Genomic DNA, 24,190 nt, shown 5'->3' with positions numbered 1-24,190 from the left:
CCCTACAGATGAGTAGGGTAATACCTGCAGCTACTTCCAGACATTCTATAATGGCCATGGTGTCCGCTCAGAAGAAAGCGGCCCGCCCAACGCCTGTCTCCGCGCTGCGCGAGCAAATCGAGAGTTTTCTCGCTGGCTGCCGCCAACCCGCCGCCCTGGAACCCGGTGAAGCACCGTTCGAAGTGACTCCGGCTGCGTTCCATTTCACCGACTTCCCGAAGCATCTCCAATTCGAAATTTGGGACGAACAGCGCACGCTGATGCGGCGGATTACGGGGATTCACCAGCGGCGCACCGCGCGGCTGACGGTGGAAACCGCGAGATTCGGCGGTAAACCCGGGCTGCTGACCTTCACGGATCTGGGCCGGCCCCAGTCGGCGGCACCGCTGCTGGAGAGCTCAAGGTCGGTGCTGCGCGAGTTGCTGCGCCGCTGGCTGGCCCGGCAATTTCCCGGATGGACCCTGGATCAGGTCTCCTCGGGCGCCGATCTGGAACACACCTTGTCGCCGGCTTGCCCGAGGGCGTGCCTGACGAAAGGGGATCGCCGGATCGCCGCAGTGGCGGTTCCGCTGCCGCACGCCGCCGATGCGCTGACCCATGCGTTGCTGTGGCTGGCGTATCTGCGCCGCCGTCATCCGGTCCAGGAGATTGCCATTTTTCTGCCTTGCGGCACCCAGACCACGACGCTGCTGCGGCTGCAGCACCTCAATGTGGCCTGCCGCCCGTTCCAGTACGACGACAGCGGTTTCGAGGCGCCCATCGATCCGGAAGACCACGGGAACCTGATCACCAGGCTCGAGCCTTGGCAGGAGGGGCCGCCGGAGCCGGTGAACGAAGCTCAATCCTGGACACGCCAGGTGGAGCTCCAACCCTCGGTCCAGGGCGTCCAACTCACCGGGGGCGCCCGCAGCCTGCGCGTCAACGGCCTGGAGTTTGCCCGGTACGAGGCGGGCCTGTTGTGGACGGGCGTTTTCCGGAAAGAGCCTGCGCCAAATCTGGCCGCTGTGGAGGAGTTGGCGCGGGAGGTCGCGTTGTTTCGTCACTCCGGGGGACCGGCACCCGAACACCCCTGGTTGCTGCGACAGCCGGAATCGTGGCTGGAGTCGCTGGTGCGCGACCAGGTCACCATGCTGGACGCCAGCCTGCTACCCCGGCCGGTGTATGGTCAGGTGCCGGCGCTGACCGGCTGCGAGCGGGCGTGCCTGGATCTATTGGCCGTTGAGCACAGCGGACGGCTGGCCGTGATCGAACTCAAAGCATCGGAAGACCCGAATCTCCCCCTGCAAGCACTCGATTACTGGATCCGAGTAGCCCACCATGCGGCCCGGGCCGACTTTCGCGCCAACGGATATTTCTCTGGATTACCAATCAGTTGCAAGCCGCCGAGGCTACTGCTGGTGGCCCCAGCGCTGCAGTTCCATCCCACCACCGAAACTTTGCTGGGGTTCTTCGCCTCTAACATACAAGTGGAGAGAATCGGCCTTGGCGTAGAATGGCAAAGGATACCCCGCGTCGTTTTGCGCGCCTCGGGCGCGCGAAGCCCGGAGTGGGATCAGACGGACCTCTAAAACATGTCGCTCCGCTTCCTCGATCAGGTGCGCACCGCGATATCGCGCATCAATCCGAACGAGATCCGGCAGTCCGCTGAGCGGCCTGTGCGGGTTCTGATGTTGGGGTCGTCCAGCGCGTATTATGCGCAACTGGAAGACTTCCTGGCTCCGGCTGATGTTTCGCGGGAAAAGCGAATGGAGATCGCCCGCACTCTCAGCCGTGCCGGTGATGCCGACCCCGACGGCCGCTACCATCTGGTTGTGGCTGAAGCCGGTTCCGCCATCCCGGCGGGCTGGGATCTGAACAAAGACGCCTTCATCTTCGACCCGGCGCATCCTAAGCGACTGGTCCACAACGTGATAGAGAACTTCGACGAGGCCACGCTGCCGCTGGCCCGGCTGTTCCCTCCGTTCCGGCAGGCGGCGATTCACAAGACGATCCACACTGTCGCAAAAGAGAATGCGCTGTTCTCCATCCTCACCGCCCTGCCCAATGTGATCCCGAGCCTGGCGGAATTGCCATGGATGGTGGGTGAATTCGCGTCGGATACGGCCGTTCTCACCACGAACCAGATCCGCATGGCATTCCTGCTGGCTGCGGCCAGCGACCGCGCGGTGGGTTTCCGCGAGCAACGCTCCGAGATCGGCTCCATTGTGGCCGGAGCCTGGGGCTGGCGTGCCGCCGCCCGGGAGTTGGTAGGGAAGATTCCGTTTGGCGGCGGGATTATCCCGAAAGCCGCCATCGCTTACGCCGGCACCTACGTAGTTGGACTTTCGCTGGAGCGGGTTTATCGCATCGGCTACGGCCTGACCCGCGATGAGCGGTCAGAGGCGTATGACGCCGCTCTCGCCAAGGGCAAGGATGTCGCCGCTGGCTTGCTGGACAAGGTACGCCGCAAATGAACCCGGTCGTGATGGCAGCAGTTTTCGCCATTTCTGTGTCCAGCCAACAGCGCCTGGTGGAGGGCAAAGCCGATAGCCCCGTCCGCGTACTGATTTTCGAGGACCTGCAGTGCTCAGACTGCGCCGTCTTCCGGGCCATGCTGGATGAGAAGCTGCTGCCGAAGTATGGCGTCAAAGTGGCCTTCGAGCACCGCGATTTTCCTCTCGCCAAGCACGCCTGGGCCCGTCCCGCGGCCATCGCTGCCCGCTACCTGCAGACCGTTGATCTGGCCAAGGCGGTAAAGTTTCGCCAGCAGACGATGAAGTCGCAGTCGGGGATCAAGCCGGAGAGTTTCAACGCCTGGCTGGCCAGCTTCTGCGAGGCAAATGGGCTGGACTCAAGCAAAGCCCTCGCCGCGCTCCAGGATCCAAAGCTGGAAGCTCTGGTCCAGAAAGATTTCGAGGACGGAGTGGCGCGCGGCATCGCCCACACGCCCACCGCCCTGGTGAATGGCGCCCCTTTCATCGAGACCTTCACCGCTGAAGAGATCTCGAAAGGGATCGACGCCGCTTTGAAAGAAAACGGAATTCAATGAGTACCAAACCTGTCGCTATTGTGACCGGCGCCTCACGGGGCATCGGCCGCGGCATCGCGCTTGAACTGGCGCGCACCCACACCGTGATTGGGACCTATCGCGGCCGCCGCGATGCGGCTGAGTCGCTCCAGGCCGAGTGCGGAGCAGACATCCTGCAGTGCGACATCGGCAGTCCGGCTGACCGCGCCGCGCTGATTGCCTATGCCGTCGAGAAGTATGGCCGCATCGATCTGCTGGTGAACAATGCCGGCATCGCTCCTCGGGAGCGGAAGGACATTCTCGAGGCCAGTGAAGAGATCTTCGACGAGGTTCTGGACACGAATCTGAAGGGGCCCTATTTCCTGACACAACTGGCCGCCCGCCAGATGCTCACACAGGGTTCGGGCCGCGTGGTGTTCGTCACGTCGATTTCGGCTTATACCGCCTCGGTCATGCGCGGAGAGTATTGCGTCTCCAAGGCAGGCCTAAGCATGGCGGTGCAGTTGTGGGCTGCGCGACTGGCTCCGCACAACGTGCAGGTGTTTGAGGTGCGGCCGGGCATCATCCGCACCGACATGATCGAAAAGGTGAAGGACATCTACGAGGAGAAGGCCAAGAACGGCCTGCTGCCGCAGAACCGGTTGGGCGATCCGGCCGATGTCGCGAAGCCGATCCGGGCGATCGCTGACGGCCTGATCGACTACGGCACCGGCACGGTGATCAACGCCGACGGCGGCTTCCACCTGCGCATTCTCTAGCGCATTGCGTCCACGGGCCTGGATCCTTTCGGGCCCCGGACCCTATCGTGTGATATAACTGGCATTTCACATTGCCGTCCCGCTCTCTGGCGGGCCGTGCGCCAGGAGCCTCGCACTCGAATGAAGAAATCCTTTTACGGCTGGTGGATCGTCGCCGCCGCCTGCTTCACTTTTGGCCTGTCCACGGGCATACCGTACTACAACATCGGGTTTTTCTACGACTACATTGCCCGCGACTTCGGCTGGACCCGTGAACAGATCACCCTCGGTTTTCCCCTGGCCGCGGCGCTGACCATCTGGATTGGCCCGCTAGTCATCCACCGCTTCAGCCCGCGCAAACTGATCCTGATTGGTACGGCGCTGACGTGTGTCGCGCTGGTGGGCTTCGGCAATATGCCCGGCGTGCTGTGGATGTACTACGGCTTCTGGGTGCTGTATACCATCGGCTACTTCCTGTCCGGCCCGCCCCCGCACCAGATCATGGTTTCGCAGTGGTTCCGGCGCAATCGCGGCAAGGCCATGGCGATCGTCTATGTCGGCGTCGGCCTGATGGGTTCGCTGGGCAGCTACCTGGTGAAGCCGTTGACGGAGAAATTCGGCTACCACACAGCCTTGATGGTCCTGGGCGGAATGTTGTTCCTCTCGTGGCCGCTGGTCCTTTTCGTGCTGAAGGACCGCCCGTCCGACATTGGCCAGAATCCAGACGGCGACGATCAACCGGGTGCGGAAGCCGCGGTGGTTTCCAAGACCTTCAAAGAACTGGCGGCCAGCAAGGCATTCTGGCTGCTGCTGATCGGCAGCCTGTGCTCCATCGGCTCCATCGGCGCAGTGAACTTCCACATGAAGTTTGTGTTCCTGGACGAGGGCTTTACCCAGGGCGGCGAGGTGGACGGCGCGTGGCGTATTGCCTCGATGCTGATCCTGTGGTCCTCCATTGCCGGGCGGCTGTCGATTGGTTACTTCTCTGACCGTTTCTCGAAGAAGTGGGTCATGTTCGCCACCTACTTCATCGTGGCCGCAACCATCCCACTGCTGCTGCAGGTGAAGCCGGGCGCTGACTTCTTCCTGTACGCCTTCGCGATCCTCTTCGGCTTCGGCATGGGCGCGGACTACATGATGATCCCGCTGATGGCGGCCGACCAGTTTGGCGTCAATTCCCTGGCCCGCGCGATGGCGGTAATTCTGCCGGTAAACACGATTGGCCAGACCTGGTTTCCGTTCTTCGTTTCCGTGCTGCGCCGGGAGCTGGGCTCGTATACGGGCGCCATGGGGGTTGTCCTGGGCGTCGCCTTTGTCGGCGCACTGGCGATTGCCCTGCTGCCCCGACACAAGTCGTTCAGCCAGGCCAACTAAACTAGATACTACGGATGCGTCACTTCATTTACCGTTCTCTTGCTGAGCTCGAAGCCGGCGCTCGGGATCTTGGCACACAACACGTACGCTTTCAGCACGACCCCGCCAAGGTGCAGCAGGCATTGCTGCGCAAGGTGCCGGTAGGCGACCGCATCGCGGGCAACTCCATGGCGATCCACCCCATGGAGGGCTGCGACGGCACGCTGGAAGGTCATCCGGACGAATTGACCTGGCGGCGTTACGAACGGTTTGCGCGCGGGGGCTGCAAGCTGATCTGGTTTGAAGCCACGGCCGTCCACCAGGGCGGGCGGGCGAATCCGCGCCAGATCTGGCTCAACGAAAACACTTACGATTCGTTTGCCCGGCTGTACGAGATGATGATCCGGTCCCATACGGAAGTGTGGGGCACGACCGACGATCTGCTCATCCCGATCCAACTCACCTCTTCGGGCCGGTATTCCGTACCGACGCGCACCCTCGCGTATCACAATCCGCTGATTGACCAGAAGAACGGCGTGCCGGCCGACTACCCGGTGATCTCGGATGACGAGTTGGAGAGGCTGGAGGACTCCTATGTCGAGACCGCCGCGCTGGCGCAGCGCGCGGGCTTCACGGCGTTGGATCTGAAGGCGACGCACGGTTATCTGCTGGCGGAACTACTGGGCGCCAAGACGAGGGAAGGGCGCTACGGCGGATCGCTGGAGAACCGCACGCGGTTCCTCAAGAATGTGTTGGGCAAGATGCGCGCGCGGTTCGGCGACAGCATGCTGCTCTGCATGCGGCTGGGTTGTTTTGACAGTGTGCCGTTCGTACGCGATGAGGCGACCGGCCTGGGACGTCCACTGCCCTTCCCCACCCCGTATCCCTGGGGCTGGGGGGTGAATCCCGAAAATCCGCTGGAAGAAGACCTCAGCGAAGTGAAGCAGGCGATCACCTGGTTCCAGGAGTGGGGCATCCAGTTGCTGAATGTCTCGCTGGGCAGCCCCTATTACAACCCGCACATCGGCCGTCCCTTTGAAAAGCCCGACGATGGGAATTACGAGCAGCCGGAGCATCCGTTCCACGGCGTGGACCGGCATTTCCGCATCGCCGGCGAGCTACAGCGCACCTTCCCCAAACTGCCGATTGTCGGCACCGGCTATAGCTGGCTGCAGAAGTATGCCATCAATGCGGGCGCGGCGAATGTGGAAGACGGCAACGTGTCGTTCCTGGGCTTGGGCCGGGGCGTGCTGTCCTACCCCGACTTTGCGAAGGACGTCATCGAGAAGGGCGAACTGGACGAGATCCGGGTGTGCAAGACCCTCACCTACTGCACCTTCCTGATGCGCCAGAAATCGAACGAACTGGGGCAGTACCCAGCGGGGTGCCCACCCTTCGACAAGCTGGTCTACGGGCCCATCATGAAGGAAGCCCGGCACGCCAAGAAGAGCTAATCCAGCCGCTTCGTCTCGACGCCTTTGGGCGTTTCCCACGCAGCCAGTACGGCGCCATCCGGCAGGGATGTGAGGTTCACGAAGGAACCATCCGCCGACAGCAACTGCGGCTGGCTGGAGCCGGGCGTCAGGAGTTCCACGCCACCGGTGCCCTTGGTCCAGGCTACATAGGCGCCCTTCCGTCCCTTGGCGATGGCCGTGTCTTTGCCCGCGGCCAGGCGCCGCTCCGGCTTACCGGGTTCCGCCAGGAAGATGTCGGACTCGCGCCTCCAGGAGGAGGTGACCTTGCCGTTCTCAACAAAGAACCCGCCTCCATCCATGGGGCAGGCATCCAGTCTCCAGGTCGCTTCACCCTGTTTCGCAGCGGCTTCGAAGTGCACACCGTCGCTGGACTTGGCGACATAGAGATCGCGCGAGCCATCCAATGCATTCCGCCACATCACCCAGATGTTGCCCTGGGCATCGAAGAGGGCGGAGGGATGGCAGCACTGGCAGATGGTGCCGCCGGGCGACTCGTAGACCAGAACGTTCTTTGACCACGTATTGCCGCCATCGGCCGACTGCGAGCCGTAGAGTTTGGTGCCCTTCGAGCGCAGGTCGAGCCAGACGGCGAAGATCCTGCCATTGGGACCGGCCGCCATGGCGTGCAGGCCTTCGCGCGCCGAGCCCGGCTCATCGTTCACCGGCCCGGCGAAGCTCCACGTTTTACCCTGATCGGTGGAGCGCCAGGCCAACAGGTTGCCGGGCTGTGATCCCGGTGCGGCTGCGGGATCGGCGACAGCGGTAATGACCAGTGCGGAAGCGGTGATTGCGAGGCGCGGGCCCCTGTGCCGCCCGAGCGCCAGGGCGGGTGTGGCGGCCACCTTGACGGGGGCACCGAAGGTTTTGCCCTGATCCGGGGACGCGGCAAAGTACACTGCGCCCGGACCACCGTACGTCATGGCCACCTGTCCATTCGCGGCGGCCACCTGGGACTGCCTCATGGGCCCGGGCGGCGCTGCCGGGCCATCGGAGTTCATCAACATCAGGAAGGCGAGAAAGAGCATGACGGTCTCCTGTCAGAACGAGATGCGGACGGCGAGTTGCGTGGTGCGAGGATCGGCCACGGAAGTGACCTGCCCAAAGGTGGATGAAGGAGCGGCGGGGTAGGCGCCCGATCCGAATACTCCATTCAGGGTAACGCCGTTGGTCCGGTTGAGTGAGTTGAAAGTCTCGGCAATGGCTTCCACCCGCAGACGCTCTGTGAACTGGAAACCGCGGCTGAGGCGTACGTTCAGGTTGAATAGATCAAAGCCGTGGCCGGCGTTGCGCTCGATGAACGCGCCGTTCACGATGGGCCGCGCCGCCGTACCCTGCACCGTGTTGCTGCCGGACGTGATGTTGAAGGGCAGCGCCGAATAGTACTGCAGCATGCCGCCGAGTTGGAACCCGTGGCTCAGGATCTGCCATGCCGTTTTCGCCGGGCTCATGGGTGAATGAATAGTGCCGTTGAAAACGACGCGGTGACGCTGGTCGTCATCCGAGCGGCCCCAATCCTGCCAGATGTTGTACTGGTCGACCGGTGAACTAAAAAAGAACTCGCCTACATTGGCGAGTGCTTTGGAATAGGTGTACGAAATCCGGTAGCTCCCCCGGCGTGACGGCCGTTGGACGAACGAGACGTGTAGGCCATCGTAACGGGAATCGGCCTGCGGCGCGTACTGCGTGTTGTTGGCGTAGTTTGGATTCGGCCGGCAGCCGTTGTTCGTGCCGGCGGCCACACAGGTGGGCACGTTCTGATTGATGGACACAATCAGGTGCAGACCGCGCAGATGTTCGTAGCCCACGCTCAGGGTGCTGTGGGCGCCCAACTGCTGTTCGACTTCCAGGCTGCCCTGCGTGGAGTATGCGTTTTGCATGTTGACGTCCATGGTGGAGAAGTTGGGGAGGACGGAAGCCGGCAGGGCTCCGATGATATTCGGGAAGACGGGCGCTCCTGCTTGAGTTGGGCTGAGGCTGACGCTGATCTGGCTGGCCGGAGACACTGCGGTCGAGTTGCCGCTGGAGAGCAGGGCGTTCGCCAGGGCGCGCAAGGGCACGCGGTCGTAGAACAGTCCAAAGCTGCCGCGAACCACGGTGCGGCGCGCCGCGAAAGGAGACCACGCGAAGCCGGCACGGGGCGAGATGTTGTTGGAGTCGGTGTGGATGGATTCAAGGAACTGCAGGTCGTACCGCACACCGAGATTCAGCGTGAGGCGCGGCGCAACCTTCCACTCATCCTGAAGATAGAACCCCACGTTCGGGTTGGTTTGCGAATTGACCGAGTTGCCGAAAGTCTGCGTGAAGCCGGCGTTATTGTAGACGCCGCTGAGAAAGTTGGCCAGGGACGAGAACGAATAGCTGCCGCGCAGCGTGCGGGGGTAGGTGATGGTGGTGGAGTTGTAGAGGAAGTTGGCGCCAGCGCGGAAGGCGTGGGTTCCGGCCTGATAAGAGACGTTATCCACGAGTTCGAAGAGCTTGTTCTTCCGGCCGGTAGGCGAGCCGGCGAGGCGGCCGAACGTGGCTACACCGGCGATGCTGACGCTGGGCCCGTACGCGTCATTCGGTTCAGCCGCCAGGCTGCTTGCCGTGACCTGGCCGCGAGTCTCGTTCACCAGCCGGGGTGAGAGCGTGATGATGTTGCTGGCAGCGAAATTGTAGTCGGTGTTCTCGAGACCGGCCGCGGCGGTGATAGCGCTCAGCCCGCCGGCGCCGCGCGTGTTGTTGCTGCTCACGTCGTAAAGGCTGAACCGCAGGCTGAACTGATCTGCCGGCCGGAACTGGTGGTCGAGCTTGCCAATGACATTGGTCAGCCGCACCGGATTCGAATAGATGCCTGTAGCGAGTCGAGGCCCCTGATACCCGGTGGCCTCCAGGCGTGAATTGATGGAGGCGACGTTCGCGGGAGAGATGGTCACCAGGCCGGACTGGTTCAGGTTGCGTTGCTCGAAGTTGGCGAAATAGAAAGTGCGGTCGGCCTGGACTGGACCGCCGAGACTGGCGCCGTACTGAGCCTGGGTGAGAGGCAGACGGGTTCCGGAGAGAGTGTTGCTGGCGTTGAGCCGCTGGTTGCGGAAATAGCCATACAGGTTCCCGTGCAGCTGGTTGGTGCCGCTCTTCGTAATCACGTTGACATAGCCGCCCAGCGCGCGGCCGAATTCGGCTTGTCCGCCAGCCGTGACCACCTGGAAGTTATTAACGGCGTCGACGCTATACAACATGCCTCCCAGCCCGGCCGCGTCGTCGTTGGCGCTGAGGCCGTCGACGATGAAACTGTTCGAGAAGTTGCGCTGGCTGGCGATGGAGATGCCTTGGCCGGGTACGGCTGACGTTTCGGGGAAAAGTTGGGTGCTGGCCGTATTGGTGGGCGAGACACCCGGCACCAGCAGTGCGATGTCGGTAAAGTTGCGGCCGTTCAGCGGGAGGCTGGCCACCTCGGCCTGGGGGACGGTGCCCGCCACCTGGCTGCGGCCGGCTTCCACCAGGCTGGCCTCGGCGCTGACTTCCACGGCAGTCTCCGCCCCACTCACCCGCAGTTCAAATGGCAACTCGAAGGCCGCGCCCACGGTGAGATTGACGCGCTGTGTGGTGGGCGTGAAGCCCGGTTGTTTGACAGTGATTTCGTAGGAGCCCGGGCGCAGGTAAGGAAAGCGGAACCGGCCGTCGCGGTTGGTCACGCTGGACATGAACTGGTTGGTCTCCAATTGGCCGGCCTCGACAACCGCGCCCTGGACGACGAGTCCGGCAGGGTCAGTGACCCGGCCGCTGACGGTTGCGTTATTAATGCTCTCCTGTGCGGGCAGGCACAGGCCGAAGGAAACGAGATAAAGCAGCACGCAGACGCGCGTTCGCATGGATGACTCCCGGAATGGACGGATTCCGATCCGCCGGTTGGATTGGGTTGGAAGTGGGTCAGGCGAACGAGGTCGGGGGTGGGCGCTGCTGCAGGCTGTAGGTCTCCACCGAAGGTACGGCGACAGCGGCGGCAACGGTCACGAAGGTCGAGGTAAGCCACTGTGGGGCGTCGGCGCGTGGAGAGCATAGCAGCAGATCCACGCCCAACCGGGTGGCCGATGCGGTCTGGCCACACTGGCTTCCGCACGACTTGTCAGAAAGGATGGCGTTGGCCGGGCTGGTCTTCCGGCAGCAGCATTTCTTCCCGGTGCGGCAGCAGGCCATCCCGGACGTGGAACGCTCAGGTGAAGCCGCCGCCAGCGGCAAAAGCAGCAGGAGCGAATACAAGGCGAGCAGTGTTCCGGCAACGACACGTTGCCCCCAGCGACTGTGGTGAGCGGAACCCAGCATCCCTTGGCGCCAATATAACACGCACCCCTCGAGGGGTACGTGTTATTCAGGTGGCGGGCGGCGGTTCATCCGAATCGGAAGCTCCGGCATCAACCGTTGCGCGGACGCGTCCTGTGCGCAGCCGAATGTCCAAGCCCATACCTGGCGGCGCATCGGACGGCGACTTCACAATCCGGCCGGAGTCGTTCTGGACGATGGCATACCCGCGGTCGAGGACTCCGAGGGGGCTCAGCGCCTGGAGACGCGCCGCCAGCGGGTTCAGCCGTAGCGAAGCCGCATCGAGGCGCCGCCGCATGAGTTCCGGCAGAGGCTGGGCCGCGTTCTGGACACGCTGGGCCGCGGCGAGCATCCGGCGCTGCATACGGTCGTCCAGCGCGTGTACAGCGGTATCCAGGCGACGGCGGCTGGTGGCCAGGCGTGTGCGCGGGTCGTGCTGGCGCAGTCGTTGATCCACATCGTCCAACCGCTGGCCGAGCCGGGCGATTCGGCGCTGCAGCAGGCTGGCCGCGTGCTGGATGCCCTGCTCGTGCAGCCGGCGGCCGGCTTGCGAAAGACGAAAGTGAATGGCCCGTTCCACGCGATGAGTTGTCGTGTCGAGCGCTGCGAGAACATCCGCACGGTTGCGGACGATGAGTTCAGCGGCCGCTGAAGGAGTGGGCGCGCGCAGGTCGGCCACAAAGTCAGCGATGGTGAAGTCGGTCTCATGTCCGACGGCGGAAACCACAGGCATCGGGCATTCGACGATGCAGCGCGCTACGGCTTCTTCGTTGAAGGTCCAGAGATCCTCGATGGAGCCACCGCCGCGGCCGACGATGATGACATCGGGCCAGCCGGATTCCGCGAAGTGGAGCAGCCCTTCGCAGATGCCGTCAATGGAGCCATCCCCCTGGACGGGCGTCGGGAAGAGGCGGATGTGGAGTCCAGGGAAGCGGCGGCGCAGCACGGTCAGCATGTCGCGGATGACAGCGCCACGCGGCGAAGTCACGATACCGATGCGGCGTGGAAACGCAGGGAGAGGACGCTTGCGCTCTGCTGCAAAGAGACCTTCAGCGGCCAGCCGGGCCTTGAGCTGCTCAAAGGCCAGTTGCAGCGCTCCGAGCCCCTGGGGCTCCAGCGAGGAGACGATGAGTTGATACTCGCCGCGCTCCTGGCGGACTTCGACTGAGCCGCGAGCGACGACCGCGAGTCCATCCGCCGGTTTGAACCGCATGTAGCGCAGTGTGTTCTTGAACAGCACACACCGAAGCTGGGAGCCGGAATCCTTGAGCGTGAAATAAGCGTGCCCGGAGGTCCAAACCTTGTAGCCCGAGATCTCACCGGAGATGCGCACGTCGTCGAAATTGAGGGTGAGCAGGCGGTGGATGGCCGCCGTGACCTCAGTGACGGTGAAGACGGAGGGCGCAGAGTCGAAGGTGAGTTGTTCCATCCGTAGGATTAGGGTCGCATACGACAGGTGATGGCGGCTGGAGCGAAGCCCGTGGAGGATGCGATGACGCGTCTACTGCCTCGCGGCCTTCCATTCCTCCACGAGTTCTTTGGGCCACTCCCCGCGCAACGGCACGCCTCCATCGTCCGTAACGATGGTGGCGGGGGGCGGGAGGTTGGCCGGACAGCCGTTGTCCTAGTCGAGGGGAAAGCGGCGTAGGAAGTCTCGGCAGAACCGGGTGCGGAGTGGGCGGCTATTCACGGTGGTGTGGAGCCGAAGTCTGTCCATCTGCCACGGCGCAATTGTAGCTCTGGAGATGTTCATCGCCCAACGAGCAGCCATTCGACTCTCCGCTTGGCGATTCTCGCGCCAGGCACGCTCCGGAGGAATGATGTAGTGATGCCGGTCCAGAAGGGCCCGCTCAGCCTCGGGAAACTGATCCCAGCATTCATCCTGAGCCCAGCCGAAGTAAAGCAGGGATTCGCATACAGCGAGGCGCACATCGCGATCCGGATGTTTGAGCAGGCCCCGCCAGAGCTTTACCTTGCGCCACTGACTGAGAGCGCCAAAGGGATCGGCAGTCCAGTCCGCCAACCGTGAATTCCAACCGGGTCCGACCGAGTTGTTCAGCAGCGCAAAGCGCTCCCCAAAGGGATGCGAACCGTCCAGGGGCAAGCGATCGTGTCGCCCGCTGTTGATGGGGTAGATACTCCGCAGCCAATCGCGGGTCAAGTGGTATCGCCCGTGCTCCACGCGTAAGGGGAACAGGCATCTCTCGCCATTTCGGGTCGAGTTCCACTGGCCCGAGGCACCTCCGACCCAGTAAACCTCGTAAATGTCGACTGATCGCCGGTCTTCCGTTCCGCGCAGAACCGTCTCGACACGAACCCGCCGGCGGAGGATCTTCCAGTACTTGGACCTCTCTCCCGGTGTCCTGACCAGCGGCCAACTCTCCAGCACCTGATACTCGATGACGCCGATGATGAGATGGCTCGAACGGTCAACAATCTGGTCGGGTGTCATCTCGCTGGGGTTGAACTCGAACGGCGAGCCACATCCGGACAACAGGGCGACAGCCAGCAACAACAGAACTCGGACCATACGATTGGGACACCGCAGTCCGGAATCGGGTTCCGGACTGCGGGGTGATCCAGCGGCGGGGCAGCGGGAACGCCAGGGCTATTTCAACTTGTAGCTGCCGTCCGCGGCCTTCTCGCGATGCGCTTCATGGCAGCCCTTGCAGGTGCCGCCCAGCGCCGCGAATGCAGTGGACGCCTTGTCGAATTCGCCGGCCTGCGCAAACCTGGCGACATCCGCCGCGGCGCCCTTTGCGGTAGCTGCAGCCTGCTCCGCATCCGAAACGGCCTTGGTTTTGTAGAAGCCGTGCACCTTGTCGAAAGCATCCGCAACTTTGGCCGCCGAGGTAGCGGCGTCGACCGACTTGGCTTCAATCGCCTTCTTCGTGGCGCCCATGTTGCCGCCAATCGTCTTCATCCATCCGGGAAACTGAGCTTCGTCCTGCCCCAGCAGCCCTCCGACCGAAAGGACCGCCAACAGCAGCCCGACTTTGAGTTTCATCAGCAATCACCTCTCCTGGCGGCAAGGCCGCGAAATCTGAACCGTTTGGTCATTGTACGCAGGCCACCTGGCTTTGTCACCCGAGACAGCACATCCCCTCCGAGGCAATCGCGCCGCTCCTCTAATCCAGATAATCCCTCCGTGATTTGCCCCTCACATTCCGGTAGGCAGAACATACTGAATCACTACTATTGCCCGGGACGCACATAAGTTGTGGCCAGTGGGACCTGGAGTCTAACTGGAACTAGAAGTGCACGTTTGGCGCAAGTCCTTCATTTTCATATCATAGGCGCTGTGTATCATTTCCAATGCTATCGTTTGATTTCCTTTTGACTTGTGTTTGGATTTCGCGCATGGTATCACTTTCGTACCATCTCGCAGGGGCAAGTTGCCCTAGTGCGAAGTCTTGTGGGGTAGGAGCGCTTTATGCTGCATCTCAATCGACGTTTGATCACAAGCTTGATGCTTGCGGTCGCAGTCTGCGTCGCACCAGCGGCTCTTTGGGGACAAGGAACAGACTTGGCCGGCATCCGCGGCACGGTCACCGATATCTCCGGGGCCCGTGTACCCAATGCCAAGGTGACGATCACAGACTTGGGGACACAATCTGTCCGATCGCTCGTGACGAACTCAGAGGGTGAATACGAGGCCACGGGCCTCAAATCGGGAAGCTACAAGGTTGCCTTCGCAGCCACAGGGTTCAACACCTTGGAAATCAGCGGGGTCACCTTGAGGACCAGCGAAACGGCTCGTCTGGACGGCCACCTGGAAATCGGCCGTGCGAATGAGGTGGTAGTGGTCAGGGAAGAAGCGCCGATGGTTCAGACGGACAACCCCACCGTCGGCGGCTCTTTGAACAACGAGCAGGTAACAGCTCTGCCGCGCGACAGCCGCGACTACACGTCCTTCCTCTATCTCAGCCCCAACATCACACAGAGCAGCTCCAACGGTAGCTTCAAATTCCTGGGCGCCCAGAGCTACGGGGCGAGCTTCTCGGTGGATGGCCAGCGCACCAATGGTGGTGTCTTCGGCGGTCCCACCACCAGCCAGCCGTCTCTCGAAACCGTAGGCGAAGTCACCGTACTTTCCAACAACTTTACGGCGGAGTATGCGGGCATCGCCAACATCCGCGTCAGCACCCGCCGCGGCGATGCGCAATACCACGGCTCGGCCTTCTGGGATAACAAGAATTCAGCCCTGGCAGCCTGGGACATCCGGGACAAGAACGGCCAGGCGGCCTTCGTGCCAACGCCGGCCACCGCCACCTACCCGAACCCGTACTTCAACCTGAATGAGTTCGGCGGTTCGTTCGGCGGACCGCTGCCAAAGATCAAGAACACCTACTTCTTTGCGGCGTACGAGCGGCAGTATCTGAACAGCCCCGTATACATTCGCAATACCAGGCTGCCCCACCCCTCGCTGCTGGCCGGCGATTTCACCAAGGTCGCGGATTCCGTAAAGCCCCTGGTTCCTGCCGGCGTCAGCCTGACCCCGTCCGAGATCGCACAGAATACCGTGGATGGCGCCGGAGTACGCTTCACCTCGATTCCACAGCGCCTGATGAACTCGACGACGGCGAAACTGGTCCAAAGCTACTTCCCGCAGATCAGCACCAGCGCTCCGATCAATGCCGCCAATGGCCGCCTGGTGGAGTATTCGACGAATGCGCCCGGCACCTCGGTGCGCAACCTGGGCACGATCCGCGTCGATCACGACTTCCGGGAGGCCGACCGCCTGTACGTGGTCTATAACGCCCAAAGTCAGGTCTCGGCCAATGCCGCGGTTGTGGCGCCGTTCCTTCCGCTGGGTCTCACGCAGAACGACCGCCGCAACGACACGCTCTCCATCTCGGAGATCCACATGTTCGCGCCCACAGTAATCAACGAAGCCCGCGGCGGCTTCAACCGTGTGCCGAATCTGCGGCGTTCCAACAACACCCTGCGTCAGTTCCTGCAGAACATCGGCTTCAACGACGCGGACATCAAAGCTTACGGCGATGTCATCACGCCTTCCGCCCTGGACACCTTCGGCCACCCCGCCATCAATCTGGGCGCGAACTTCCAGGGGCTGGGCAATGGCGGCCGCAATACCTACCGGCCTCTGGACCAGAACCTCGTGACCTTCGGCGACACCATCACCTGGCTCAAGGGCCGGCACACGATCAAGGCCGGCGCTGACGCGGTGTACAATGCCGCGAAAGACGGCTTCACGAGCGGCCGCGGCAACCCGCGCGGTCTCATCAACTACAGCGGCGCAGGCACCGATCCGCTGGCCCGCTTCCTGATGGGCCTGCCAGCCAATACTGTCAGCTTTGTGAACCAGTTCCGCCCGCCCATGGATGTGCACAACTGGGAACAAGGCTACTTTGTCCAGGACGACTTCAAGATCCATCCCCGCCTGACCCTGAACCTGGGCCTGCGCTATGAGATCGTCACTCCGTTCACCGAGAACAACGACCTGATGGTGAACTTCGACCCAAACTTCGTGGGCAACGGCAAGCGCGGCCGCTACGTCGTGCCTTCCCAGAAGACGCTGGCCTATGTTGACCCTCGCTATATCGCCTACGGCGTGGTAACGGCCGACAAACTGGACTTGCCTCGCTCGCTCGTGCGGACGGACTACGGGAACATCGCTCCGCGCATCGGCTTGGCTTGGCGGATGACCGACAAGTTCGTGCTACGCGGTGGCTATGGTATGTTCTACCCCACCTCGGCCGCACAGGGCATTCGCGATCCCCTGGCCACCAACTCGTTCCAGGTGGGCCTCACGAAGACCAATACCGCGGATTCACCCCTCTCCGGCTGGCCCGGCGCGACGCATGGCACCAGCCCGATGTCGGGCGGCGCGCTGAACAATCTCAGCGGCATCACCTCAGGCAACTGGGTGCCGTTCGACCTGAAGCAGCCGCGCTTTCACCAGTACAACGTGACCGTGGAGCGCGAGTTGGGCTGGCAAACCGGGGTCCGCGTGTCATATCTCGGCACCCTGATGCACCGCCTCATCTCCGGTGTCGACGCCAACATGATTCCGCCCAGCGATCAGCCGTTTGGCACGACGATCGGCGACGGCGTCACGGCCTGCACGCCGGATGACGGAGACTGCGATTACTCCGACGCCGATCGCAAGCGCCTGCCCTACCCGAACCTGGGCAACTATCTCACCAGCTTCGGCAACTTCGGCCATGGCCGCAGCCATGCGTTCCAGACCGAAGTGAATCGCCGCTTCTCCGGCGGGTTCACCCTAAGCGCGTCCTATACCTTCCTGGACCAGAAATCCACCGCTCCCGACACCGGCAACGCCAGCCTCGGCGGCACGTCCTACAATCAGTTCAATCCGGAAGCCGATTACGGCATGGACGCCTTCACGTCCCGCCACCGCTTCATCACCTACGGTGTAGCTCAGGTGCCGTTCGGACGAAATGCCCGCTTCGGCTCCGGCATGTCCCGCCTGGCCGATACCTTTGTCGGCGGCTGGCAGCTCTCCTGGCAGGCGTTCGCCAAAACCGGCACCGGCTTCTCCCCGTTCTGGCTGTGCGACAACTGCGACCCCATCACGCCCGGCAACCTGGCTTCCGGCTCGGTGGATGCCACCGGCGGCTTCTACGGCACTGCCTTCCGGCCGGTGGTCAATGGCGATCCGAATCTCAAGAGCGGCGATCGCATCTGGAATCCCGATGCCTTCGGCCTCATGCCACTGGGCGGAGACCTGTTCACGAATCCCAAGGTCGCGGTCCGCAACCTGCTGACCGGACCCGGCACCTACGGACTGAACCTCGGGGTCCGCAAGTCGTTCCGCTTTGGCGAGCGCATCAAAGCCGAGTTGGGCGCCGACGCCAACAACGTCCTCAACCACCCGCTGAAGTCGCCCGACAATTACGACATCGGCTCGCTGGGTAACTTCACCATGAAGGTCAACCCGACAACGCTGAAGCCGGAGATCCAGGATGTCCAGGCGAATCCAGATTTCGGCCGGCTGCTGACAAGCTACACGCAGGACGGTGTCGATAGCAGGCGCGCCATTCGCCTGCGGCTGAGAATTACCTTCTAGCCGTCCTCCGCCACTCGTTCCAAACGACGAAGCCGCAGCCCCATCGGGTTGCGGCTTCGTCGTTTGCAGTCGGCCCATCGTGCCCCATTCCGGCCCGGCCAGCAGGTCCCACATCAGGCAGATTCAATCCGGCGAATGTCCCCAATCTTCGGCTGCGGTTCCGGAGTATCCACCGGCAGTCGCCGCGGATACCGCCGTCCGTTCAACAGCGCTCCAATCCAGGTAGAGCGGACCATGAGGTCATACGAGAGGATGAGCATCCCGACGGCGAGGAGAAGGACAATGGGCACCTTGGCCAACGCCGGCAACGGCAGTGGAAGCAGCGCCACCTGCAGGCCCACAACAACCGGCATGTGCATGATGAACAGCCAGTAGGAGGCGTCAGACATATAACGCCAGCGCGGGCTCGGCCGGCTGCACAACTTCAGGAACAGACCCGTGCAGATGAAAATATTGAACCAGCACAGCAAAACGTTGCCCGCGGCCTTTATGTACGGATGAGTGCCGCCGGGAACCAGGCCATATACCAGGAATGCCGGCACGGCCAGCGCCGCATAAATGCCGATATGCCGCTTGAATCTATCCAGGAGATCGCGATTCGCGTAGAGCAGCCATCCGAAAGTGAATGGCGGAATGTAGGCCAGCAGGATCGGCAGTTCCGGCATGAACCCGTCACAGTCTTTCAAATTCCCGCGCATGGCTGTTAGTTGCAGCCAGGAGAAAAGAGCGAATAGGGCGGGCGCGTACGGCCTGAGCAGGGCCCAGCGGTACAGGGACTGGATGCGCTGCATCAGTCCCGAGGGGAACCACCGGGAAGCCCACGCGGCTATTCCGCCGACGGCATAGAGAATCAGGAGATACTCGAGAAACCACAGATGCAGCGGATGCAGCCGCCGCAACACTGCGCCGCTGAGAAAAGCGGGGATCACGTACTGGGTGCCCTTCTCCAGGCTGATGACGATTACCGCCATTACGGGAAACAACAGGGCCCAGAACAGGGCGAATGGCACCAGAACCCGTTTGACTCGATTGCTGATGTAAGAGGCCGGCCCCCGCCCATTCCAAAGCAGGGCGCCGAAAAAACCAGCCATCACATAGAACGCCGGCATGCGAAAGGAATGGATGATGCCGAGCGTGAACGACAAGGCTGTGTTGGGATGTGGGTCGATATAGGGCCAGTGCCCGTCGCCGGAGTATCCCACAACGACGTGCAGATAAATCCCCAACAACATCATGGAGGCTCGCATGCTGTCCAGGGCGTGGTAGCGGACATTCGATGGGTTCATGGTTTCTGTGTGGAGCGCCGCGGCGCGCCCGGAGTTTGTCAGACTCCTTCCTGACTACGAGCCGCTGCCTGGCTGGGTTCCTTAAACTTCAGTCTGCATGCATATTATTTAATCAGATCCTAAATTACCTGTATTCGATCATCAAGAGGCGTCAGCCGAGCGTCCATAAACGGATGCAGAGAAAGACCGCTTGCCGCGGGGAGCTTCAGACCCTCACTCGTTGAGGTGCTCGCAGATGAACACCGCGCCATCCGCCGGGCCGCGGGGGAGGGATGTAATCGGCGATGCGAGTGTGTATGATTGTGCTGTCCGGAGGTATGGACTAATGGGTATGAAACTCTTCTCTGCCGCAACCGTGACTGTTGCCGCCATTCTTTTGTCGAGCTGCTCTGAGGCTCCACCGCCAAGTGCGAAAGCCGAGACCGAGGCCAAGAAGGAAGCCGCGAAGCCTGCCGGGCCCGTCGCGGCCCGCATGGCCTACTTCGAGATGTATAAAGTCGCCCGGACCTGGGCGCCCGATCTCCTGACGCTCAATCTGAAGAGCGGCGAGGTCGCGAACATCAAGAATGAAGACGGCAAGGCTGGTCTTTGGACGGCGGTCTTCGTTTCCCCCAGCAAGAAGGAAGCACGGACGTTCAGTTGGGCTGTGGCCGATAGCGGCCCCGACATCCATAAGGGCATGAACATCAGCGACAAGCAGACTTGGGGCGGCGCTACGCCGAACAGCAAGGCTTTCGTCAATGGTGAGTTCCTTGTCGATTCTGACGCCGCTTTCAAGACTGCCAGCGAAAAGGCCGCGGGTTGGCTGAAGACTCACGCAGGCATGAAGTACACAATGACTCTCGGTAACTCGTCCCGGTTCCCGGCTCCCGTGTGGTACATCATGTGGGGCAGCGCGAAGGACGGCTACTTTACCTACGTGAACGCCACGACCGGCGCCGTAGTCACTGACTAGTCCGCGAACATTGCATTGCAGCAGGGGGCGCCGGGCGTGGTTTGTCCGGCGCCATCGAGATGCGATCCAGTCCGGCTACTGCCACCCCGGGGCGCCAGGCATGGCTGGCCGGGTTCATCGTGATTGGTGTCGGCAAGCCAGCTCGCGCCCACGCCGCCTACGCCAGCTTCCGCGCAACCGCAATCTGCCGGCGCACATCGTCCAGGATGTCGCCGTCCTTCTCGTATTCCAAAGCGATCAGACCCTTGAATCCGATCCGCCGCAACTCCCTCATCACCTCGGGAATCCGGCACAGCCCCTGCCCCAACGGCACGTTCACTTCCCCGCCCCGCGCTTGAATGTCCTTCAGGTGGACCAGCTTCAGCCGCGATCCCAGCTTCCTGACGGCATCCACGGTGTCATGCCCGCAAGACACAATGTGGCCAACATCCAACGTGCAGCCCACCGTACTCGACAGGCCGTCCAAGGCCCGCAGAATGTCCTCCGGACTCTCGTAGTCGAACTTCCGGTTCTTGAAATAGTGGTTGTGGATGCCGAAGCTCATGCCCTCCGAACTCATCCGCTCATCCACATACTTCAGGACCGTGCCCGTCGGGTCGCCCGTGATGTTCGAGCAGCCCAGGATCCGCGCGAACCGGATCGCGCCATCCAGATCCGCCCTATCCTTGATGGTTGGCGCATAGTACGACACACAGCGGATCCCGGCCGCGTCGATCTTGCTCCGGAAGCTCCCGAACAACTCGGCCGGCGGTTTGTTGAAATTCATGAACTCGCCGCGCGACATCTCGATCTCGGTGACCTTCAGGGCCCGCAATTGCTCGATCATCGCGTCCACCGAAATCGCGTGATACGTATACGCTCCAATGCCGATGTTTAGGCGTCTGCCCGCGATCAGGGGAGCACAGGCAGCGCCCCCGGCTAACACCCGAACAAAACCGCGCCGCGTCTGCATCATTCCGTGAACTCCTCTTACTTCTGCGCACTCGCCGGCAACGGCCGCGGCGTTAGATCCGCATCCAGTTGACCCGTGGCCCACTCGATCGCTCCAATCATCATCGCCTGCATGTCCGGCCGGTCCCAATTGGAGGGGACATGGCCCAGCGTCGTGTAGAAGACGCGTCCCTTCCCATAACTCTTCACCCAGCTCACCGCGAAATCACGATCAGCCCGCTTCACCTTCTTGTTGGCAAGATCCACCTTCGACGCATCCAGCCGCATCAGGACCCGCGTGTTCGCGCGCGAGTAGTTCTTCATCTGGTAGATCTCGTCTTTTAGCTGGAGAGCCGCGGGCCACTTCTGCATCCCCGGAAAGTTCGGATCCTCGACAACCACCGGCGCGTCGAAAGTGCCCCATGGATGCTCGTCAAAATAGCCGCCCAGCATCTCGCCGTAAGCCGGCCACTGTACAAAAGTGATAGCCGCGCTGTGTATGCCCAGGAAGCCCTTGCCATCCTCGTGTACAAACGAGAGCAGGTCCGCCTTCTGCTGCTCGTCCATCTGCAGCGTGCCGCCCGTATAGAAAATCACAGCATCGAAATCGTTCAGGTTTTTGGCGTTGTATTCGAGCTTCTTCTTCGTCAACGGCTCCGTGTCGGTTCGCAGGTGCGTCTCCCACAAGCCGGTCTCCCGGCCCAACCGCTCCACAGTAGCCATCGCATGAGAGATCGCCTCATGCCGGAAACCCTTCTCGTCGCCGATAAACAGAACCTGCTTAGGACGCTGTGCGGGCGCCGCAGCCCCGGTCTGCGCCTGACCGAACGCGGTGGCCGCCAGAGCCAGCACGAGCAACACCGGCAGGCGTCGCCCACACGGTCTTTGTCCTCGACAACTGGATAACCCGGCGATTCGGTGCATTCGAAACAACCCCCTTTGCGCGGCGCAAACGGCCCACTCAGGTTGTATCAGAATAGCCGGTAAAAAATGAAATGACGAATTAACCGGAGCTTGTCAGCCTGCGTGCCGCGCGGCGAATTCGTCCACACGCGCGCGAATCTGGTCCCGGATCCTGCGAAACGCATCCAACCGCTCGGCCTCACTGCCCTCCACCGCCGCCGGATCTTCGAAACTCCAGTGAATCCGCTGCGTGCCCGCAGGGAAAACAGGGCAACTGTCCCGCGCGTTGTCGCACACCGTCACCACGTAGTCGAAGGACTGCCCTTCGAACTCCTTCACCGATTTCGAGCGATGCCCCGAAATATCGATCCCCAACTCCCGCATCACCGCGATGGCCTCCGGCCGCACCAGGCTCGGCTTCGTGCCGGCACTCTCCACCTCGTAAGCGCCCGCCCCGGCCTGCCGGAACAGGCCCTCGCCCATCTGGCTGCGGGCCGAGTTGCCCGTACACAGAACCAGGATTCGCTTCATCGGGATTCCTTCCTTCACACCCGCCCGGGCCGGCAGGTTTCCACCGCCCCGAATACGCCCCCAAACCACTTGCGATTGATCCACAACGCCACATTCACCAGGCCGATGAGCACCGGCACTTCCACCAGCGGCCCAATCACCGCGGCAAACGCCGCCCCGTGGTGGATCCCAAACGTCGCGATCGCCACCGCAATGGCCAGCTCAAAATTGTTCGACGACGCAGTGAACGACAACGTAGCCGACTCCGCGTAGTTCGCCCCCACCTTCCGGCTCATCCAGAACGAGACGAAGAACATCAGGACAAAGTAGATCGTCAGCGGGATCGCCACCCGGATGACGTCGAACGGCAACTGGACGATCATCTCGCCCTTCAGGCTGAACATCACCACAATGGTGAACAGCAGGGAGATCAGCGTCAGCGGACTGATCCGCGAAATGAACTTCTGCTCATACCAGTCGCGGCCCTTCGCCTTCAGCAGCACGAAGCGAGTGAGCATCCCGGCCAGGAACGGAACACCGAGATAGATGAAGACGCTCTGCGCGATCGCGCCCATCGAGATGTCCACTTCCACCGCCCGCAGCCCCAGCCAGCGCGGCACCGTGGCCAGGAAGAAGTAAGAGTAGACCGAAAAGAAGAACACCTGGAACAGCGAGTTCAGCGCCACCAGGCCCGCGGCATACTCACGATCTCCACCAGCCAGGTCGTTCCACACAATCACCATCGCAATGCAGCGCGCCAGGCCGATCAGGATCAACCCGGTCATGTACTCCGGCTTGTCCCGCAGCAGCAGCACCGCCAGCGTGAACATCAGAATCGGCCCGGCCACCCAGTTCTGGATCAGCGACAGCACCAGGATTCGCCGGTGCTGGAACACGCGGCCCATCTCCTCGTACTTCACCTTCGCCAGCGGCGGATACATCATCAGGATCAGGCCGATCGCGATGGGGATCGATGTGGTGCCCACGCTGAACCGGTCGAGAAATGGGACAATCCCCGGCATCCCGTACCCCAACCCAACGCCAATGGCCATGGCGGTGAAGATCCACAGGGTCAGGTAGCGGTCCAGGAAAGACAGGCGGGCTGTTGTGGCAGAGGACATATTCGTATACTTCACGGGCACCGGGCCCCATTCATACTCATTTCGTCAGATGACGATGGGCAGACAAACTCCTAGATGATCGCGACCAGCGCCTTCAACTTCCGCAGCGTGTTGTAGTTGATGCAATAGCCAATGCGCGTACCCTCCTGGCTGCTCCGCACCAGCCCCACTTCCTTCAGGATTCGCAGATGCTCCGAGACCGTCGATTGGGCCAGCGGCAATTCGTCCACAATCTGACTGCAAACACGCGCTTCCTTCAACGACAGCATCCGGATGATCCGCACCCGCGCGGGGTGCCCCAACGCCTTGGCCAGGCGAGCCAGTTCTTCATCGGCGCCAGCCCCCTCCAGCGACACAAACTGCGACTCGGCCTGCGGTTCCAACGGGGGACAGCACAGCGGCGTCGGCTCAGGTTTCTTTTTCATAGTCTATCGTCGATTCACGATAGCACTGCGCAACCGAAGCGTCAACGCGGCAGTCACCAATAGGGGAGTAGCCGCCGGGAAACAGCGGCTCATCGGGGCTCGGCGAATCGCGATGGCCAGTTCGCCGAGCCCCGG

General features: G+C 62.2%; 20 protein-coding genes. 8 read left to right on the top strand and 12 right to left on the bottom strand.

Annotated elements, in window-relative coordinates; genetic code table 11:
• Positions 1-56 precede the first annotated feature (56 nt).
• The 6 genes from ACR9Y2_RS12260 (at position 57) to ACR9Y2_RS12235 (ending at position 6,551) form a co-directional block, all read left to right on the top strand.
• Positions 57-1,568 (top strand): hypothetical protein, encoded by a 1,512-nt coding sequence (locus ACR9Y2_RS12260; RefSeq protein ID WP_435041580.1) that lies wholly within the window; start codon positions 57-59, stop codon positions 1,566-1,568.
• 3 nt (positions 1,569-1,571) lie between these two features.
• Complete coding sequence (locus ACR9Y2_RS12255; RefSeq protein ID WP_435041579.1) at positions 1,572-2,453, top strand: hypothetical protein; 882 nt, start codon at positions 1,572-1,574, stop codon at positions 2,451-2,453.
• 11 nt (positions 2,454-2,464) lie between these two features.
• Positions 2,465-3,028 carry a DsbA family protein gene (locus ACR9Y2_RS12250; protein ID WP_435041578.1) on the top strand — a complete coding sequence of 188 codons (564 nt, stop codon included), beginning with the start codon at positions 2,465-2,467 and terminating at the stop codon, positions 3,026-3,028.
• Positions 3,025-3,765 (top strand): 3-ketoacyl-ACP reductase, encoded by a 741-nt coding sequence (locus ACR9Y2_RS12245; RefSeq protein WP_435041577.1) that lies wholly within the window; start codon positions 3,025-3,027, stop codon positions 3,763-3,765. Before ACR9Y2_RS12250 ends, ACR9Y2_RS12245 begins: the two co-directional genes overlap by 4 nt.
• A gap of 120 nt (positions 3,766-3,885) precedes the next feature.
• Complete coding sequence (locus ACR9Y2_RS12240; protein WP_435041576.1) at positions 3,886-5,118, top strand: MFS transporter; 1,233 nt, start codon at positions 3,886-3,888, stop codon at positions 5,116-5,118.
• A gap of 14 nt (positions 5,119-5,132) precedes the next feature.
• Positions 5,133-6,551 carry an NADH:flavin oxidoreductase gene (locus ACR9Y2_RS12235; RefSeq protein ID WP_435041575.1) on the top strand — a complete coding sequence of 473 codons (1,419 nt, stop codon included), beginning with the start codon at positions 5,133-5,135 and terminating at the stop codon, positions 6,549-6,551.
• On the opposite strand, the gene ACR9Y2_RS12230 is transcribed toward ACR9Y2_RS12235, so the two are convergent.
• The 6 genes from ACR9Y2_RS12230 to ACR9Y2_RS12205 form a co-directional block, all read right to left on the bottom strand.
• A complete protein-coding gene (locus ACR9Y2_RS12230) occupies positions 6,548-7,597 on the bottom strand; it encodes a sialidase family protein (RefSeq protein ID WP_435041574.1) in 1,050 nt (349 codons plus the stop codon). The two genes, ACR9Y2_RS12235 and ACR9Y2_RS12230, sit on opposite strands and share 4 nt — an antisense overlap.
• Positions 7,598-7,609: 12 nt before the next feature.
• Positions 7,610-10,423, bottom strand: coding sequence for a TonB-dependent receptor (locus tag ACR9Y2_RS12225; protein ID WP_435041573.1), 2,814 nt, complete (start codon positions 10,421-10,423; stop codon positions 7,610-7,612).
• 58 nt (positions 10,424-10,481) lie between these two features.
• Positions 10,482-10,874 carry a hypothetical protein gene (locus tag ACR9Y2_RS12220; RefSeq protein WP_435041571.1) on the bottom strand — a complete coding sequence of 131 codons (393 nt, stop codon included), beginning with the start codon at positions 10,872-10,874 and terminating at the stop codon, positions 10,482-10,484.
• A 46-nt stretch (positions 10,875-10,920) separates the two neighbouring features.
• Entirely contained in the window at positions 10,921-12,300 is a 1,380-nt protein-coding gene (gene xseA, locus ACR9Y2_RS12215) for an exodeoxyribonuclease VII large subunit (protein WP_435041570.1), read from the bottom strand.
• Between the two features lie 195 nt (positions 12,301-12,495).
• Entirely contained in the window at positions 12,496-13,401 is a 906-nt protein-coding gene (locus tag ACR9Y2_RS12210) for a hypothetical protein (protein WP_435041569.1), read from the bottom strand.
• A gap of 78 nt (positions 13,402-13,479) precedes the next feature.
• Positions 13,480-13,878, bottom strand: a complete 399-nt coding sequence (locus ACR9Y2_RS12205; protein ID WP_435041568.1) for a hypothetical protein — start codon at positions 13,876-13,878, stop codon at positions 13,480-13,482.
• A 519-nt stretch (positions 13,879-14,397) separates the two neighbouring features.
• Between ACR9Y2_RS12205 and ACR9Y2_RS12200 the strand changes: the two genes are divergently transcribed.
• A complete protein-coding gene (locus ACR9Y2_RS12200) occupies positions 14,398-17,925 on the top strand; it encodes a carboxypeptidase regulatory-like domain-containing protein (RefSeq protein WP_435041567.1) in 3,528 nt (1,175 codons plus the stop codon).
• A gap of 113 nt (positions 17,926-18,038) precedes the next feature.
• Here the strand turns inward: ACR9Y2_RS12200 and ACR9Y2_RS12195 are convergent, their stop codons facing one another.
• Entirely contained in the window at positions 18,039-19,211 is a 1,173-nt protein-coding gene (locus ACR9Y2_RS12195) for an acyltransferase family protein (protein ID WP_435041566.1), read from the bottom strand.
• Between the two features lie 331 nt (positions 19,212-19,542).
• On the opposite strand from ACR9Y2_RS12195, the gene ACR9Y2_RS12190 reads away from it, so the two are divergent.
• Entirely contained in the window at positions 19,543-20,166 is a 624-nt protein-coding gene (locus ACR9Y2_RS12190) for a hypothetical protein (RefSeq protein ID WP_435041565.1), read from the top strand.
• Between the two features lie 157 nt (positions 20,167-20,323).
• Here the strand turns inward: ACR9Y2_RS12190 and ACR9Y2_RS12185 are convergent, their stop codons facing one another.
• From ACR9Y2_RS12185 to ACR9Y2_RS12165, 5 genes are all read right to left on the bottom strand, one after another.
• Positions 20,324-21,121 (bottom strand): sugar phosphate isomerase/epimerase family protein, encoded by a 798-nt coding sequence (locus tag ACR9Y2_RS12185; protein WP_435041564.1) that lies wholly within the window; start codon positions 21,119-21,121, stop codon positions 20,324-20,326.
• Between the two features lie 14 nt (positions 21,122-21,135).
• Positions 21,136-21,957, bottom strand: coding sequence for a ThuA domain-containing protein (locus ACR9Y2_RS12180; protein WP_435041563.1), 822 nt, complete (start codon positions 21,955-21,957; stop codon positions 21,136-21,138).
• A gap of 156 nt (positions 21,958-22,113) precedes the next feature.
• Positions 22,114-22,530: an arsenate reductase ArsC gene (locus ACR9Y2_RS12175; protein ID WP_435041562.1), complete on the bottom strand. Its 417-nt coding sequence runs from the start codon at positions 22,528-22,530 to the stop codon at positions 22,114-22,116.
• Between the two features lie 14 nt (positions 22,531-22,544).
• A complete protein-coding gene (gene arsB / locus ACR9Y2_RS12170; RefSeq protein ID WP_435041561.1) occupies positions 22,545-23,630 on the bottom strand; it encodes an ACR3 family arsenite efflux transporter in 1,086 nt (361 codons plus the stop codon).
• A gap of 71 nt (positions 23,631-23,701) precedes the next feature.
• The gene (locus ACR9Y2_RS12165) at positions 23,702-24,055 is read right to left on the bottom strand and encodes an ArsR/SmtB family transcription factor (RefSeq protein ID WP_435041559.1); all 354 of its coding nucleotides are present in this window, start codon (positions 24,053-24,055) and stop codon (positions 23,702-23,704) included.
• Positions 24,056-24,190: the final 135 nt, after the last annotated feature.

The organism is Paludibaculum fermentans (assembly GCF_051172195.1).
GTDB lineage: Bacteria > Acidobacteriota > Terriglobia > Bryobacterales > Bryobacteraceae > Paludibaculum > Paludibaculum fermentans_A.
The sequence above is the reverse complement of the archived record's forward strand: the minus strand, read 5'-3'. Positions and strand labels throughout refer to the sequence as shown.

Excerpts from the sequence above, each read along its gene's own strand:
- ACR9Y2_RS12260 (WP_435041580.1), top strand. The coding sequence starts at position 57 with ATGGTGTCCGCTCAGAAGAAAGCGGCCCGCCCAACGCCTGTCTCCGCG.
- ACR9Y2_RS12255 (WP_435041579.1), top strand. The coding sequence starts at position 1,572 with ATGTCGCTCCGCTTCCTCGATCAGGTGCGCACCGCGATATCGCGCATC.
- ACR9Y2_RS12250 (WP_435041578.1), top strand. The coding sequence starts at position 2,465 with ATGGCAGCAGTTTTCGCCATTTCTGTGTCCAGCCAACAGCGCCTGGTG.
- ACR9Y2_RS12245 (WP_435041577.1), top strand. The coding sequence starts at position 3,025 with ATGAGTACCAAACCTGTCGCTATTGTGACCGGCGCCTCACGGGGCATC.
- ACR9Y2_RS12240 (WP_435041576.1), top strand. The coding sequence starts at position 3,886 with ATGAAGAAATCCTTTTACGGCTGGTGGATCGTCGCCGCCGCCTGCTTC.
- ACR9Y2_RS12235 (WP_435041575.1), top strand. The coding sequence starts at position 5,133 with ATGCGTCACTTCATTTACCGTTCTCTTGCTGAGCTCGAAGCCGGCGCT.
- ACR9Y2_RS12230 (WP_435041574.1), bottom strand. The coding sequence starts at position 7,597 with ATGCTCTTTCTCGCCTTCCTGATGTTGATGAACTCCGATGGCCCGGCA.
- ACR9Y2_RS12225 (WP_435041573.1), bottom strand. The coding sequence starts at position 10,423 with ATGCGAACGCGCGTCTGCGTGCTGCTTTATCTCGTTTCCTTCGGCCTG.
- ACR9Y2_RS12220 (WP_435041571.1), bottom strand. The coding sequence starts at position 10,874 with ATGCTGGGTTCCGCTCACCACAGTCGCTGGGGGCAACGTGTCGTTGCC.
- xseA (WP_435041570.1), bottom strand. The coding sequence starts at position 12,300 with ATGGAACAACTCACCTTCGACTCTGCGCCCTCCGTCTTCACCGTCACT.
- ACR9Y2_RS12210 (WP_435041569.1), bottom strand. The coding sequence starts at position 13,401 with ATGGTCCGAGTTCTGTTGTTGCTGGCTGTCGCCCTGTTGTCCGGATGT.
- ACR9Y2_RS12205 (WP_435041568.1), bottom strand. The coding sequence starts at position 13,878 with ATGAAACTCAAAGTCGGGCTGCTGTTGGCGGTCCTTTCGGTCGGAGGG.
- ACR9Y2_RS12195 (WP_435041566.1), bottom strand. The coding sequence starts at position 19,211 with ATGAACCCATCGAATGTCCGCTACCACGCCCTGGACAGCATGCGAGCC.
- ACR9Y2_RS12190 (WP_435041565.1), top strand. The coding sequence starts at position 19,543 with ATGAAACTCTTCTCTGCCGCAACCGTGACTGTTGCCGCCATTCTTTTG.
- ACR9Y2_RS12185 (WP_435041564.1), bottom strand. The coding sequence starts at position 21,121 with ATGATGCAGACGCGGCGCGGTTTTGTTCGGGTGTTAGCCGGGGGCGCT.
- ACR9Y2_RS12175 (WP_435041562.1), bottom strand. The coding sequence starts at position 22,530 with ATGAAGCGAATCCTGGTTCTGTGTACGGGCAACTCGGCCCGCAGCCAG.
- arsB (WP_435041561.1), bottom strand. The coding sequence starts at position 23,630 with ATGTCCTCTGCCACAACAGCCCGCCTGTCTTTCCTGGACCGCTACCTG.
- ACR9Y2_RS12165 (WP_435041559.1), bottom strand. The coding sequence starts at position 24,055 with ATGAAAAAGAAACCTGAGCCGACGCCGCTGTGCTGTCCCCCGTTGGAA.